We start from the raw sequence: 13,338 nt of genomic DNA, 5'->3' as shown, positions 1-13,338 counted from the left end.
GGGCAGAGCCGACCGCCTTACGGCACAGTGTGCGCATGGGGACCGCACAGCTGTGCCTGATCGGCGCCGTGATGGTGCTCGGCCTGCTGGGCGTGCTCGTGCCGGGTGTTCCGGGGCCTCTGCTGTGCTGGGCCGCCGTGCTGTGGTGGGCGACCCACGAGCACACCACGCTGTCGTGGGGCGTGCTGGCCGCGACGACCGGGGTGCTGCTGCTCAATCTCGTACTGAAGTGGCTGCTGCCGACCCGTTCCATCCGGGCCGCCGGCGTGTCGTGGCGTGCCCTGTTCGTGGCGGGGGCGACGGCCATCGCCGGTTTCTTCGTGGTGCCGGTCGTCGGCGCGCTCCTCGGTTTCGTGGTCGGGCTGTACGTCTTCGAACGGGTGCGGCTCGGCAGCCACGGCGGGGCCTGGGTCTCGACGCGGACCGCGATGCGGGCGATCGGGCTCGGGATTCTGATCGAGCTCTTCGCGTGCCTGCTCGTCGCGGGTGCGTGGGTGGGCGCGGTCATCGCCGGATGACCCGCCGACGGTTTGTCCGAGGTCCGTAACAAAGGGATCCGCGCCGCTCCCGATAACGTCCTCTCATGCGCAACACCAGCGCACACGGCAACGGGAGTACGGCACCATGGCACGGAACGGCATACGGGGGAACCGCGAACGCGTGGCGATGGCGGCTGCCGCCGTCGGCGTCGCGGGGGCGGCCGCACTGACGTCGATCTGGACGGCACAGGCCGGCGGCGGGGGACGCACGACGGCCGCGACGCCGCGCCCCAGGGCGACGACCAGGACGGCCGACCCGACGGTCAGCCCCACCGCCCCGACCACCGCGCCCGCCGTTCCCACCGCCACCGACCCGGCCGACGCCTCCGGCGCCACGGCCAAGGCCGGGAACTCCGCCACCGCCAGGCCCGGCAGGACTGCCACCGCGCCGCTGATCCCCGGCCAGACCTCGACGCCCGACCCGAAACTGCCCGCCCCCCGCGTGAACATGGACATCGCGCACGCCTCCGACGAGGGCCAACACGCCGTCAACATCACCATCGACGACGGCCCCGACCCGGTCTGGACCCCGCGGATCCTCCAGGTCCTCAAGGACAACGGCGTGAAGGCCGTCTTCTGCATGATCGGCCCGGAGGCAGCCGCCCACCCGGAGATCGTGCGGCAGGTCGTCGCCGCCGGGCACCGGCTCTGCGACCACTCGGTCTCGCACGACACGACCATGGGCGAGAAGTCGACCGCGTACCAGTCCAAGGAGATCCTGGACGCCGAGCAGATGATCGAGCAGGCCTCCGGCGGCGTGAAGCCGCTCTACTACCGTGCTCCCGGTGGCGCCTTCACCCCGTTCAGCCGCCAGCTCGCCGCCGCCCACGGCATGCGGCCGCTCGGCTGGAACGTGGACTCCAAGGACTTCGAGCGCCCCGGCACGGCAGCGCTGGTCGCCACCGTCAAGAACGAGATCTCCAACGGCCCGACCATCCTCTTCCACGACGGCGGCGGCGACCGCAGCGAGACCGTCGCCGCGCTGCGCAAGGTGCTGCCGTGGCTCAGGCAGCAGGGGTACGGTTTCGGCTTCCCGGTGCGGTGAGGCTCCGCGTGCGGTGACTTGTGCGGTGACCCGTGCGGTGACCTGTGCGGTGACCTGTGGGACCGGCGGACGAACCGTGGGCGACCCGGGGAGGTAGGGGTGGGGATGCGGGATCGAGAGAGCGCTCTCTCGATCACCGGCTAGGCTGTTCCCGTACCGGAGAACGGAGCCTGCCTTGACCGACCGCCACGCCGCGCCCCGCCCCACCCTCGAAGCCGTCGCCGAGCGGGCCGGCGTCTCGCGGGCCACCGCGTCCCGCGTGGTGAACGGCGGCGCGGGCGTGCGCGCGCCGCTCGTCGAACGCGTACGGCAGGCGGTCGCCGAACTCGGTTACGTACCGAACCAGGCCGCCCGCACCCTGGTCACGCGCCGGAACGACGCCGTCGCCGTCATCGTCGCCGAGCCCGAGTCCCGGGTCTTCGCCGACCCCTTCTTCGCCCAGCAACTGCTCGGCATCAGCCGCGAGCTCACGGCCCATGACTCCCAACTCGTCCTGCTGCTCGTCGAGGGCACCGAGGACTACGACCGCGTCGGCCGCTACCTCGGCGGCGGCCACGTCGACGGTGCCCTGGTCTTCTCCCTGCACGCGGACGACCCGCTGCCCGGCATCATCAGCCGGATCGGTCTCCCCACCGTCTTCGGCGGCCGCCCCGGCTGGTCCGGCGCGGAGGACGACCGCGGCATCCTCTACGTCGACTCGGACAACCGCGGCGGTGCCCGCGACGCGGTACGTCACCTGGCCTCCCTCGGCCGGAGCCGCATCGCCACCATCACCGGCCCGCTCGACCAGACCGCCTCCGTCGACCGCCTCGACGGCTACCACGACCTCCTCCCGGACACCGACCCCCGCCTCATCGTCGAGGGCGACTTCTCCGCCGCCGGCGGCGAGCGCGCCATGGCCGAACTCCTCGGCCGCGTCCCCGACCTGGACGCCGTCTTCGTCGCCTCCGACCTCATGGCCACCGGCGCCCTGCGCGCCCTGCGCGAGCACGGCCGCCGCGTCCCGGACGACGTCGCGGTGGTCGGCTTCGACGACATGGCGTCCGTCGCCGAAGCCGCCGACCCCCCGCTCACCACGGTCCGCCAGGACATCGAGGGCATGGGCCGCCTCATGGTCCGCCTCCTGCTGCGCGGCCTCGAACGCCCCGAGGACGGAGTCCCCCGCCCCCTGTCGTCGGTGGTCATCCCGACCCAACTGGTGAGGCGTACGTCCGCGTGAATGAGTAGCGGTACTCATGTCCGGGGCCCCGGCCCCCGTCACCCTTACCGGCATGACAGAGCTCTCCGCCCGTCTTTCCGCCCGTCTTTCCGGCCGGCGCGCGCTCCCCCCGTTGCTGGCCGCCCTCGTCCTCGCGATCCTCGTCGTCTCCGGCCTCCAGCCCCATGACCGCCCCACCTGGGTCATGGAGACCTTCTGGATCATGCTCGGCCTGCCCACCGTCGTCCTGCTCCGGCGCCGCTTCCCCCTCACCGGTCTGCTCTGCTGCCTCCTGGCCCTCCACGCCCTCGTCCTCGCCGTCGGCGGCCACTACACCTACGCCCAAGTCCCCCTCGGCGACTGGCTCCGGGACTCCCTCGGCCTCTCCCGCAACCCGTACGACCGCATCGGCCACCTCATGCAGGGCTTCGTCCCCGCCATCCTCGTCCGCGAACTCCTCATCCGTACCTCCCCCCTTCGCGGCTCCCGCTGGCTCCCCCCGCTCACCGTCTGCGCCTGCCTCGCCTTCAGCGCCTTCTTCGAACTCCTCGAATGGTGGGCCTCCCTCATCGGCGGCCACTCCGCCGACGCCTTCCTCGCCACGCAGGGCGACGTCTGGGACACCCAGTGGGACATGTTCTGCGCCCTGATCGGCGCCGTCGTGTCGCTGCTGCTGCTCAGCCGCGTCCACGACCGCCAGTTGGCGTCGCTGCAACGCGCTTGATATCGGATCCCGCAGTATTCGATATCGTGGTGCTCAGCCAGAAGGAGGACCGCATGACACGAACTGTCATAGATGTCGATGACCGGATGCTTGCCGAGGCAGCGGAGATTTTCGGTACAACGACCAAGGTCGCCACCGTGAACGCCGCCCTCGATGATGCGATCAAACGCCGCAAGCGCTCATCGTTCCTGAACTGGCTCGCCGAGGGCGGTCTGCCCGACCTGACAGGCCCCGTCGAGACTCCGGCGGATCCACACCGGGCCGCATGACCAACCGGTTCCTCATCGACAAGTCCGCGCTGGCCCGCTACCCAAAGCCTGCCGTCCGAGCTGTGATCGAGCCGCTGCACAACGCCGGGCTGCTCGCGATCTGCGGGGCGGTCGAACTCGACGTCCTGCACAGCGCCCGATCCAAAGCGGACGCCGAGCGGATTCGCGACGAGATGAGCGGCTTCGCCTGGCTCTCCACCCCGGACGAGGCCTGGGACCGCGCCGTGGATGTGCAGACCCAGCTCATCAGGGCGGGAACCCGGAAAGCCCTCTCCGTCTCCGACCTGCTCATCGCCGCGACAGCCGAGCGTCACGGCGCGACCGTCCTGCACTATGACGGCGACTTCGACATGATCGCCGCCATCACGGATCAGCCGACGCAGTGGGTCGTACCACCGGGCACGGCCGACTGACGGCGACCACGTTCAGACGCCCCGGCTCACACCTTGCGGGCCAGGATCTGGATCCCGGCCGACTGGTGCCCGTTCATCGTGCCGACCGTGATGCGCCGGCTGTCGGTGAGCTCGAAGGCCGTGAGCAGGGACGTGAACCAGTCGTCCGGATGGTGCCGGCAGACCGCTCCGTCGCTCGTCTCGAACACGCCGTACGTGCCGTAGCGGTCGGCGAAGTGCCGGTAGCGGTCGAGGTTGCGCTCGTCCTCCTGCAGGAGCAGGTCGCTGACGTACAGCAGCCCTCCGGGCTTGAGGACGCGAGCCAGTTCGGCGACCAGCGCGCGCTGCGCGTCGTCGCCGGGGATGCAGGTCAGCACCGCGAAGAGCAGAACCAGGTCGACGCTCGCGTCCGCGTCGGCCAGGGCCGGTGGCGCGTCCAGTACGGCGAATCGCGTGCCGGGGTGCAGGCTGCGGGCCCGGTCGATCATGGCGGGGGAGGTGTCGACGCCCGCGAGGTTGTCGAAGCCCCGTTCTTCGAGCGTGGCCGGCGTCCGGCCGTATCCGCAGCCGTAGTCGAGGATCGCCGCGTGCGGGTCCACGCCGTCGAGCCACGGCAGATGCAGCGGGTGGGTGAACGTCTTGCTGGTGGCCACGGCATCCCAGTAGCCGACCTGGCTGTCCAGATCACGCATGCGGGGCCTCCCCGTCGACGGGGGCCAGGGTGAGATAGGCCATCCCGAGGGCGCCATGGTAGCCGCGCAGCCAGGCGGCGCGGTGTTTGTCGACCCGGTCGCGGGTCTGGGCGGCAAGGGGGTGTCCGGGGTGGGTAGCGAGCCATTCCTCCAGGTCGGACTGGTAGCCGGACTCGAACTCCTCCCATTCGTCGTCGTTCGCCGTCTCGATCCATACGGGGCGGAAACCGGCCTCGACCGCAAGATCGGTGAGCCCGGCGAGGTCGTGGAACTCCTCGACGGATGCGTCCGGCCACATGACGGCGAGTTGGGCGGGCGTGGGGGTACGCCGCCAGAAGCCTTCGCCGAGCAGGACACGTCCGCCGGGGGCGACCAGGCGGCGGAGGGTCTTGAGCGCCGCGGTGGTGTGGTGCGGGGGCTGCGCATCGCTGAGGGCGTGGCTGGCGCCGAGACACAGTACGAGGTCGGCCGGCGCGCGCGTGGTTCCGGAAGCCGACTCCTCCGCGAACTCGACGCGACCGCCCAGGCCCCGCGCTTCGGCGTTGCGCCCGCCTCGGGTCAGGTCGGCCGCGTTGACGTCGATGCCGACACCCTTGGCGCCGGGTAGCGCCTCAAGCATGCGGAGCATCAACTCCCCCCAGCCGCAGCCGATGTCGAGCACCGTGGCGGGCCCGGTCCGGATGAGCCTGTCAACGGCGCGCGCGGCCCGCGCTTCGGACAGCGGCCCGTGGAAGGTGAGCCGGGTGAGCCGGGGCGGGAGATCGGTGTCGGTCATACGCCGGGACGCTAGCGAGGGCCCGGCGCCGCGGACAGCGAATATCGGCGCGAACCGCGGGACCCCCTGTCAACACTTGGAAAGTGGCAGGCATTTGGGGCCGCGTTCGGAACGTTACGGGTTCGACTCTTGACGGCGGCGGCGGAGGCGGGCAGTCTCCTGGGCAGTCCTTGAGAGCGCTCTCAAAGGCGCGCTCATGCCCGCCTTGAAGCCATGGGAGGCTTCCATGCCGATCGCCCGAGCCGCCAGACGCACCGCCATCCGACTCGGGGCGGTGGCGCTTGCCGGGGCATTGCTCGCCGCCTGCGGATCCGGGTCGTCCGGGGGGTCCTCGGACGGAGCCGCCGGGGGCAAGGTCACGCTCACCGTCGATCTGTTCGGTACGTTCGGCTACAAGGAGGCCGGGCTGTACAAGGAGTACGAGAAACTCCACCCCAACGTCACCATCAAGGAGAGCAGCACCGAGAACGAGGCCGACTACTGGAAGGCCCTGCAGACGCGCCTCGCCGGTGGCGGCGGCCTGGCGGACGTCCAGGGCATCGAGGTCGGCCGGATCGCGGCGGTGACGCAACAGCAGGCGGACAAGTTCGAGGACCTGAACAGCCTCGGCGCGGCGAGCCTCAAGTCCGACTTCTCGGCGGCGAAGTGGTCGGCGGCGACCACGACGGACGGCCGCACCCTCGGGCTCGGCACCGACGTCGGCCCGGAGGCGATGTGCTACCGCGCGGACCTGTTCAAGAAGGCCGGCCTGCCCACCGACCGCGCCGAACTGGCGAAGAAGTGGGCCACCTGGGACGGCTACCTCGCCCTCGGCCGGCAGTACAAGGCGAAAGCGGCCGCCAAGAGCTACTGGACGGACAGCGTCGCCAGCCTCTACTCCGTGATCAACGGCCAGCAGAAGGAACGGTATTACGACTCCTCCGGCAAGCTCGTCTACGCCACCAACCCCGCCGTCAAGGCCTCCTGGGACACCTCGGTCCAGGCCGCCCAGGACGGCCTGAGCGCCAAGCTCGCCGAGTGGACGCCCGCCTGGAACCAGGCCTTCAGCAGCGGCACCTTCGCCACGATCGCCTGCCCGGCGTGGATGCTCGGCTACATCAAGGGCCAGGCCGGCGACACCGGAAAGGGCAAGTGGGACGTGGCGACGCTGCCCGGCGGCGCGGGCAACTGGGGCGGCTCGTACCTGGCCATCCCGAAGGGCTCCGCGCACGCCAAGGAGGCCTTCGCGCTGGTCAAGTGGCTGACAGCCAAGGAGCAGGAGGCCAAGCTCTTCAAGAAGCAGGGCAGCTTCCCCTCCAACCTCGGTGCGATCTCCGCCGTCCAGGACGTCAAGGACCCGTACTTCGGTGACGCGCCCATCGGCCAGATCTTCGGCACGGCCGCCGAGCAGTCCCCCGTCCAGATCCTCGGAATCAACGACAACGACGTGAACACCCAGATCACCAACGCCCTCGGCGAGGTCGAGCGCAAGGGAGTGTCGTCCTCGACGGCCTGGTCACACGCCGAGAAGGGCATCAAGAACGCCCTCGGCTAGGGGCTCCGCCCGCCTGCCGGGTCCGGTCCGCCCTCCTCGGCCAGGGGCTCCGCCCGCCTGCCGGGTCCGGTTCGCCCTCCTCGGCCAGGGGCTCCGCCCGCCTGCCGGGTCCGGTTCGCCCTCCTCGGCGCCGGACCCGGCGCCCCCTCCGACCGAAGGTCCTGCTCATGACCCTCGCCGCCACGGCCCCACCCCCACCCAGGCACCTGCTGCGCACCTTGTCGCCGTACGCGTACGTCGCGCCCTTCTTCGCCCTGTTCGCCGCGTTCGGGCTGTTCCCGCTGCTCTACACCGCGTACGTCTCCCTCTACCGCGTCGAACTCCAGACGCCCGGCCAGATGGAATGGCGTGGCCTGGACAACTACACCGCGCTGTTCGGCGACGACTACTTCTGGACCGCGCTGCGCAACACCTTCACCATCGGCGTGATCTCCACCGTCCCCCAACTCCTCATGGCCCTGGGCCTCGCGCATCTCCTCAACTACAAGCTCCGCGGCCGCACCTTCTTCCGGGTCACGATGCTGCTGCCGTACGCGACCTCCGTCGCCGCCGCCACGCTCGTCTTCGCCCAGCTCTTCGGCCGCGACTACGGCCTGATCAACTGGCTGCTCAGCCTGGTCGGCGTCCACGCCGTGGACTGGCAGTCCGGCACCTGGACATCTCAGATCGCCGTCTCGACCATCGTGACCTGGCGCTGGACCGGCTACAACGCCCTCATCTACCTCGCCGGCATGCAGTCCATCCCCGGCGACCTCTACGAGGCCGCGGAGCTCGACGGGGCCTCGCGCTTCAAGCAGTTCCTCCACGTCACGCTTCCCGGGCTCCGGCCGACGGTCCTCTTCACCATCGTCGTGTCGACGATCGGCGCGACCCAGCTCTTCGGTGAGCCGCTGCTTCTGGAGAACAGCATCTCCGGCGGCATCTCGCACCAGTACCAGACTCTCGGCCTCTATATGTACGAGCAGGGCTGGGGCTTCTTCCATCTGGGGCGGGCGGCGGCGATCGCGTGGGTGATGTTCCTGCTCATCGTGTTGCTCGTGCTGGTGAACACGGCGATCGCGCGGCGCCGGGGTCGTGCCCGTGTTGGTGGTCGTGTTCGTGGGGAGGGCGACCGATGACCGCGCTTGCCGCGCCCCCTCGCGGGGCGGATGCCGGTGGTCAGGCCCCGGCCAGGAAACTGCGGCTCCGGACGACCGGTGCGGGGCGCCAGCATCACGGGGGGCGGCTGGCTTACGCGATTTTGATCGTGGCCGCGCTCTTTTCCGCTTTTCCTTTTTACTGGACCATCGTCGCCGCGACCCGGTCCAACGCGGAGCTGGCGCAGTCCCCGCCGTCCCTGTTGCCGGGCGGGAATCTCATGCACAACTTCGACCAGGTGCTGCAGCAGGCCGATATCGGCAAGGCGCTGCTCAACTCTTTGGTCGTCTCGGGTTCGGTGACGGTCGGTACGGTGCTGTGCTCGACGCTGGCCGGATTCGCCTTCGCGAAGCTGCGGTTCCGGGGCCGGAACGCGCTGCTCGCGCTCACCGTCGGGACGATGATGATTCCGCCGCAGTTGGGGGTCATCCCGCTTTTCATGCTGATCGCCAAGTTGCACTGGGTGAACCAGTTGCAGTCGGTCATCCTGCCTGGGCTGGTCTCGGCCTTCGGGGTGTTCTTCATGCGGCAGTACCTCGTGCAGGCGCTTCCGGACGAGCTGATCGAGGCGGGCCGGGTCGACGGGGCGTCGACGGCGAGGATCTTCTGGAGCATCGTCATACCGATCGCCCGGCCGGGCATGGCGGTGCTGGGGATGCTGACCTTTATGGCCTCGTGGAACGACTTCTTCTGGCCGATCATTGCGCTGACCTCCCAGGAGCCGACGGTCCAGGTCGCGCTGCGCCAGCTGGGGGGCGGCTATGTGCACGACCAGTCGGTGATCATGGCAGGGACGCTGCTCGGGACGTTGCCGGTGCTTTTGGTTTTCGGCTTGTTGGGGCGGCAGATCGTCGGCGGGATCATGCAGGGTGCCGTCAAGGGGTGACCGCGCCCTGGCCCGTTCGCTGCCGGTCCGGGGCCTCCGGGGCTGGAGGTCCTGGACCGACATATTTACGTGCGTGACGGGCCACCGGTTTTCTTGCCCGGCATGCCGCACACAAATATGCGGAGCGTCCAGAACCCCCACCCCTCCGACCCCGGCCCTCCCGCCGTCCTCTTCTGCTCCCCCGAGTGGGTGGCTCCGACCCTGGCCCTCCCGCCGTCCTCTTCTGCTACCCCCGGGTGGGTGGGTGGCTCCGACCCCGGCCCTCCCCGTCGCCCCTCTTCTGCTACCCCCGGGTGGGTGGGGTGGCTCCGACCCCGGCCCTCCCGCCGTTCACTTCTTCTCCCCCCGGGTTGGGGGTAGGCCGTCCGCCTGAGGCGGACGGGCTGGCCCAACCCGGCCACCCGGCGAACGCCGCACGACAAACCCCAGCCACCCGACCGGCGCAGGCGGCATACAGAAATCGGTCCCATTGGAGGCCCCCATGACCACGACCGCCCCCCAAACCGCACCGCGCGCAGCGCAGTTGATGTTTCCGCCGGGGTTCCGGTGGGGCGCGGCGACGGCGGCGTATCAGGTTGAGGGGGCGGCGGAGGAGGACGGGCGGACGGCGTCGATCTGGGACACGTTCAGCCGGACGCCGGGGAAGGTGCGGAATGGGGATACCGGGGACAGGGCGGCGGACCATTACCACCGGATGCCGGAGGATGTGGCGTTGATGGCGGAGCTGGGGCTGACGGATTACCGGTTCTCCGTGTCGTGGCCGCGGGTGCAGCCGACGGGGCGCGGGCCGGCGGTGCAGAAGGGGCTGGACTTCTACCGGAGGCTGGTCGACGCGTTGCTGGGCAGGGGCATACGGCCCGTGCTGACGCTCTATCACTGGGATCTGCCGCAGGAGTTGGAGGACGCGGGCGGCTGGCCGGAGCGGGGGACGGCGGGGCGGTTCGCGGAGTACGCGGCGTTGGTGGCGGATGCGCTGGGGGACCGGGTGCCGATGTGGACGACGTTGAACGAGCCGTGGTGTGCCGCGTTCCTCGGCTATGGGGAGGGGGTGCACGCGCCGGGGCGTACGGATCCGGTCGCGGCGCTGCGGGCGGCGCACCATCTGAACCTGGGGCATGGGCTGGCGACCGCCGTGTTGAGGGATCGGTTGGCGCCGGGGGCCGAGGTGTCGTTGACGCTGAATCCGGCGGCGGTGCGGCCGGCGAGCCGCTCGCCGGAGGATCTGGATGCCGCGCGCAGGGTCGACGCGCTGGCGAACCGGGTGTTTCTGGACCCGGTGTTCAACGGGCGGTATCCGGAGGATCTGCTGGCGGACACGGCGGGGCTGACCGCGTGGTCGTTCGTACGGGACGGGGACCTGGCCGAGATCTCCCGGCCGATCGACTCGCTGGGCCTGAACTACTACACGCCCACGGTGGTCGGCGCCGGGTCGCACGAGACGCCGTCCCCCTGGTCGGGCGCCGAGCGGCGGGTGCGGTTCGTGCCGGCGCCGGGCCCACGGACGGCGATGGGCTGGACGGTGGACGCGGACGGTCTGCGTGAGGTGCTGGGGAGGCTGCGGGACGACTTCCCGGGCGTGCCGCTCATCGTCACGGAGAACGGCGCGGCCTACGACGACTATGCCGACCCGGAGGGCGCCGTCCATGACCCGGACCGGATCGCGTATCTGCACGCGCATCTGAGCGCCGTGCACCGGGCGATCGGGGAGGGCGCGGATGTACGGGGCTATTTCCTGTGGTCGCTGCTCGACAACTTCGAGTGGGCCTTCGGGTACAGCAAGCGCTTCGGCGTGGTGCATGTGGACTTCGCGAGCCAGCGCCGTACGCCCAAGGACAGCGCCCGCTGGTACGCGGACGTCATCGCACGCGGCGGACTGGCCTGACCGTGGGTGGCGGGGGCGTGCCCGCCCGCAGGGGGATGGCGAGCAGGGCGCCCAGGATGAAGCCGACGACGTGGGCCAGATAGGCGACCGTGCCCGCCGCCGAGGTGCCGTAGCCGGCGGAGTAGAAGGCCTGGAGGACGAACCAGAAGCCGAGCACCACCCAGGCGGGCAGTCGCAGGGGGAGGAAGAAGAGGAAGGGGACCAGGCCCCAGACCGGGACCCGGGGGAAGATCACCAGGTAGGCGCCCAGGACGCCCGCGATGGCACCGGAGGCGCCGATGAGGGGGACGGTGGACGAGGGGTCGGCGAGGGCGAAGCCGTAGGCGGCGGCGTAACCGCAGACCAGGTAGAAGAGCAGGTAGCGGATGCGGCCGAGGCGGTCCTCGATGTTGTTGCCGAAGATCAGCAGGAAGAGCATGTTGCCGAGCAGGTGGGTCCAGCTGCTGTGGACGAACATCGCGGTCAGGACGGACAGCACGGATGACTTGGTGTACCCGGGCGGCCCGAGCAGGCAGCCGGGTCCGCCCGCGCCCACGCCCACGCCGCCGGTGGGCACCAGGCGGGGCATCCGGCTCTCGATCAGTTCTCGGGGGACGGCGCCCCAGTGTTCGACGAAGGCCTGCTGGTGGCAGAGGGTGTCGAGGGAGGTCCCGCCGGTGATGGAGGCCACGCCGGGGGTGCGCAGGAAGACCACCACGTTGACGGCGATGAGGGCGTACGTGATCCACGGGGTCCGGCGCACCGGGTTCAGGTCGTGTACGGGAATCACCACACGGCCATTCCTACCCCGGACCTGAACGGCCTATCAGATTCTGCGGAGGAACGGTCCGTCGGGCGACGCTGCGAAGGCGAACTCGCCTCGGAGGTGCTCATGCGACCGCGTGTCAATCGTCTTGTCAGCGCTGTGCTCTTCATACCCCTGCTGCTCATACCCGGGCTGACCGCCGCCCCCGCTGCCGCCGCGCACGCCTGGGGCGAGCCCGGCTTCCACCACCCGGGCGTGCTGGTCAGCCGCGCCCAGCTCGACACCGTCCGGCGCCGCGTCCGGGCCGGGCAGCAGCCCTGGGCCTCGGCCTTCGCGGCGATGCGCACCAGCCGCTACGGTGCCCACGGCTACACGCCCCACCCCCGCGACGTAATCGTCTGCCCCGGGGACAACGGGCCGAGCGCCGGCTGCGTCGAGGAGCGCGAGGACGCTCTTGCCGCCTACACACAGGCGCTGCTCTGGTACGTCACGCGGGACCGTACGTACGCGGACACCGCGATCCGGGTCATGGACGCCTGGTCGGGGACCATACGGGACCACACCGAGGGCGACGCGGATCTGCAGGCGGCGTGGGCCGGCGCCTCGTGGGCGCGGGCGGCGGAGATCATCCGGTGGACGTACAAGGTCGGCGGCGGCTGGCCGCAGTGGGGGGTGCAGCGCTTCTCGGACATGCTGCGCAACGTCTATCTGCCCAAGGTCTCGAGCGGGGTCCCGGACTACAACGGCAACTGGGACCTGGCGATGGAGGACGCCGCCACCGGCATCGCGGTCTTCCTGGACGACCGGCACGCCTTCGAGGAGGCTCTGGGTCGCTTCCGCGACCGGGTGCGGGCCTACTTCCACCTGGCCTCGGACGGGCCGCTGCCGCCGGCCCCGGAGGGCAGTTCGATCAGGACGCCGGACCAGCTCGCGACGTACTGGTTCGGGCAGCGGCAGTATCCGGACGGGATCGCGCAGGAGACCTGCCGCAACTTCCGGCATGTGGGGTATTCGCTGGCGGCGACGGCGCACATCGCGGAGACCGCCTTCCACCAGGGCGTGGACGTGTGGGGCGAGATCCATGAGCGGGTGCGGGCGGCGCTGGAGTTCCACGCCCGGTACGAGATGGGCGCTCGGGTGCCGGAGTGGCTGTGCGGCGGGCATGTGCAGCTGGGACTCGGGGCGGTGACGGAGGTCGCGGTCAACGATCTGCGGCACCGGCTGCACATGGAGATGCCTCAGACGCTGCTCTTCACGGCGCGGCAGCGGCCGGCCGGGACCGACGATCTGTTCGTGGCGTGGGAGACGTTGACGCACGCGGACAACCCCGGCAGGTGACCCGGCCGGGGTTGTCCGTGGTGGTGCGGTCTGGCACTAGTGCCGTGACCGGCAATGTTTGCCCGTCAAGGAGCGTCGTCCGGTGCGTGCGATCGCAAGGCGGCCGGAAGTCCTTGATGGGGGTCCCCCCTGCTCGAGCGAAGCCGAGAGCTTGGGGGTGGGGGTACCTCCCGGCCGAAGGC

General features: G+C 70.5%; 14 protein-coding genes. 11 read left to right on the top strand and 3 right to left on the bottom strand.

Features of this window, described 5'->3' with window-relative positions:
* Positions 1 to 35 precede the first annotated feature (35 nt).
* From ACFXJ5_RS20190 to ACFXJ5_RS20165, 6 genes are all read left to right on the top strand, one after another.
* Positions 36 to 518 carry a DUF456 domain-containing protein gene (locus tag ACFXJ5_RS20190; RefSeq protein WP_384632460.1) on the top strand — a complete coding sequence of 161 codons (483 nt, stop codon included), beginning with the start codon at positions 36 to 38 and terminating at the stop codon, positions 516 to 518.
* A gap of 106 nt (positions 519 to 624) precedes the next feature.
* The gene (locus tag ACFXJ5_RS20185; protein WP_384632458.1) at positions 625 to 1,584 is read left to right on the top strand and encodes a polysaccharide deacetylase family protein; all 960 of its coding nucleotides are present in this window, start codon (positions 625 to 627) and stop codon (positions 1,582 to 1,584) included.
* Positions 1,585 to 1,759: 175 nt separating this feature from the next.
* A complete protein-coding gene (locus ACFXJ5_RS20180; RefSeq protein WP_384632456.1) occupies positions 1,760 to 2,803 on the top strand; it encodes a LacI family DNA-binding transcriptional regulator in 1,044 nt (347 codons plus the stop codon).
* A gap of 52 nt (positions 2,804 to 2,855) precedes the next feature.
* Positions 2,856 to 3,506, top strand: a complete 651-nt coding sequence (locus tag ACFXJ5_RS20175; RefSeq protein WP_384632454.1) for a DUF2238 domain-containing protein — start codon at positions 2,856 to 2,858, stop codon at positions 3,504 to 3,506.
* 53 nt (positions 3,507 to 3,559) lie between these two features.
* On the top strand, positions 3,560 to 3,775 hold the full coding sequence (locus ACFXJ5_RS20170; RefSeq protein ID WP_384632451.1) for a type II toxin-antitoxin system VapB family antitoxin: 216 nt from the start codon (positions 3,560 to 3,562) through the stop codon (positions 3,773 to 3,775).
* Positions 3,772 to 4,188, top strand: a complete 417-nt coding sequence (locus tag ACFXJ5_RS20165) for a PIN domain nuclease (RefSeq protein WP_384632448.1) — start codon at positions 3,772 to 3,774, stop codon at positions 4,186 to 4,188. Before ACFXJ5_RS20170 ends, ACFXJ5_RS20165 begins: the two co-directional genes overlap by 4 nt.
* Positions 4,189 to 4,214: 26 nt before the next feature.
* On the opposite strand, the gene ACFXJ5_RS20160 is transcribed toward ACFXJ5_RS20165, so the two are convergent.
* Entirely contained in the window at positions 4,215 to 4,859 is a 645-nt protein-coding gene (locus ACFXJ5_RS20160) for a class I SAM-dependent methyltransferase (RefSeq protein WP_384632445.1), read from the bottom strand.
* Positions 4,852 to 5,634 carry an SAM-dependent methyltransferase gene (locus tag ACFXJ5_RS20155; protein ID WP_384632442.1) on the bottom strand — a complete coding sequence of 261 codons (783 nt, stop codon included), beginning with the start codon at positions 5,632 to 5,634 and terminating at the stop codon, positions 4,852 to 4,854. The genes ACFXJ5_RS20160 and ACFXJ5_RS20155 overlap by 8 nt, the downstream gene beginning before the upstream one ends.
* A 226-nt stretch (positions 5,635 to 5,860) precedes the next feature.
* Here ACFXJ5_RS20155 and ACFXJ5_RS20150 point away from each other — a divergent pair, with 226 nt between their 5' ends.
* The 4 genes from ACFXJ5_RS20150 (at position 5,861) to ACFXJ5_RS20135 (ending at position 11,073) form a co-directional block, all read left to right on the top strand.
* Entirely contained in the window at positions 5,861 to 7,168 is a 1,308-nt protein-coding gene (locus ACFXJ5_RS20150; protein ID WP_384632439.1) for an extracellular solute-binding protein, read from the top strand.
* Positions 7,169 to 7,335: 167 nt separating this feature from the next.
* On the top strand, positions 7,336 to 8,286 hold the full coding sequence (locus ACFXJ5_RS20145) for a carbohydrate ABC transporter permease (RefSeq protein WP_384632436.1): 951 nt from the start codon (positions 7,336 to 7,338) through the stop codon (positions 8,284 to 8,286).
* Positions 8,283 to 9,191, top strand: coding sequence for a carbohydrate ABC transporter permease (locus tag ACFXJ5_RS20140; protein ID WP_384632433.1), 909 nt, complete (start codon positions 8,283 to 8,285; stop codon positions 9,189 to 9,191). Before ACFXJ5_RS20145 ends, ACFXJ5_RS20140 begins: the two co-directional genes overlap by 4 nt.
* A 481-nt stretch (positions 9,192 to 9,672) precedes the next feature.
* A complete protein-coding gene (locus tag ACFXJ5_RS20135) occupies positions 9,673 to 11,073 on the top strand; it encodes a GH1 family beta-glucosidase (protein ID WP_384632429.1) in 1,401 nt (466 codons plus the stop codon).
* Here the strand turns inward: ACFXJ5_RS20135 and ACFXJ5_RS20130 are convergent.
* On the bottom strand, positions 11,048 to 11,845 hold the full coding sequence (locus ACFXJ5_RS20130) for a rhomboid family intramembrane serine protease (RefSeq protein ID WP_384632426.1): 798 nt from the start codon (positions 11,843 to 11,845) through the stop codon (positions 11,048 to 11,050). The two genes, ACFXJ5_RS20135 and ACFXJ5_RS20130, sit on opposite strands and share 26 nt — an antisense overlap.
* Before the next feature lie 99 nt (positions 11,846 to 11,944).
* On the opposite strand from ACFXJ5_RS20130, the gene ACFXJ5_RS20125 reads away from it, so the two are divergent.
* Positions 11,945 to 13,156 (top strand): alginate lyase family protein, encoded by a 1,212-nt coding sequence (locus tag ACFXJ5_RS20125; RefSeq protein WP_384632423.1) that lies wholly within the window; start codon positions 11,945 to 11,947, stop codon positions 13,154 to 13,156.
* Positions 13,157 to 13,338 lie beyond the last annotated feature (182 nt).

It is taken from the genome of Streptomyces sp. NPDC059373 (assembly GCF_042751495.1).
Classification (GTDB): Bacteria; Actinomycetota; Actinomycetes; order Streptomycetales; family Streptomycetaceae; genus Actinacidiphila.
The sequence above is the reverse complement of the archived record's forward strand: the minus strand, read 5'-3'. Positions and strand labels throughout refer to the sequence as shown.

Excerpts from the sequence above, each read along its gene's own strand:
- ACFXJ5_RS20190 (WP_384632460.1), top strand. The coding sequence starts at position 36 with ATGGGGACCGCACAGCTGTGCCTGATCGGCGCCGTGATGGTGCTCGGC.
- ACFXJ5_RS20185 (WP_384632458.1), top strand. The coding sequence starts at position 625 with ATGGCACGGAACGGCATACGGGGGAACCGCGAACGCGTGGCGATGGCG.
- ACFXJ5_RS20175 (WP_384632454.1), top strand. The coding sequence starts at position 2,856 with ATGACAGAGCTCTCCGCCCGTCTTTCCGCCCGTCTTTCCGGCCGGCGC.
- ACFXJ5_RS20170 (WP_384632451.1), top strand. The coding sequence starts at position 3,560 with ATGACACGAACTGTCATAGATGTCGATGACCGGATGCTTGCCGAGGCA.
- ACFXJ5_RS20165 (WP_384632448.1), top strand. The coding sequence starts at position 3,772 with ATGACCAACCGGTTCCTCATCGACAAGTCCGCGCTGGCCCGCTACCCA.
- ACFXJ5_RS20160 (WP_384632445.1), bottom strand. The coding sequence starts at position 4,859 with ATGCGTGATCTGGACAGCCAGGTCGGCTACTGGGATGCCGTGGCCACC.
- ACFXJ5_RS20155 (WP_384632442.1), bottom strand. The coding sequence starts at position 5,634 with ATGACCGACACCGATCTCCCGCCCCGGCTCACCCGGCTCACCTTCCAC.
- ACFXJ5_RS20150 (WP_384632439.1), top strand. The coding sequence starts at position 5,861 with ATGCCGATCGCCCGAGCCGCCAGACGCACCGCCATCCGACTCGGGGCG.
- ACFXJ5_RS20145 (WP_384632436.1), top strand. The coding sequence starts at position 7,336 with ATGACCCTCGCCGCCACGGCCCCACCCCCACCCAGGCACCTGCTGCGC.
- ACFXJ5_RS20140 (WP_384632433.1), top strand. The coding sequence starts at position 8,283 with ATGACCGCGCTTGCCGCGCCCCCTCGCGGGGCGGATGCCGGTGGTCAG.
- ACFXJ5_RS20135 (WP_384632429.1), top strand. The coding sequence starts at position 9,673 with ATGACCACGACCGCCCCCCAAACCGCACCGCGCGCAGCGCAGTTGATG.
- ACFXJ5_RS20125 (WP_384632423.1), top strand. The coding sequence starts at position 11,945 with ATGCGACCGCGTGTCAATCGTCTTGTCAGCGCTGTGCTCTTCATACCC.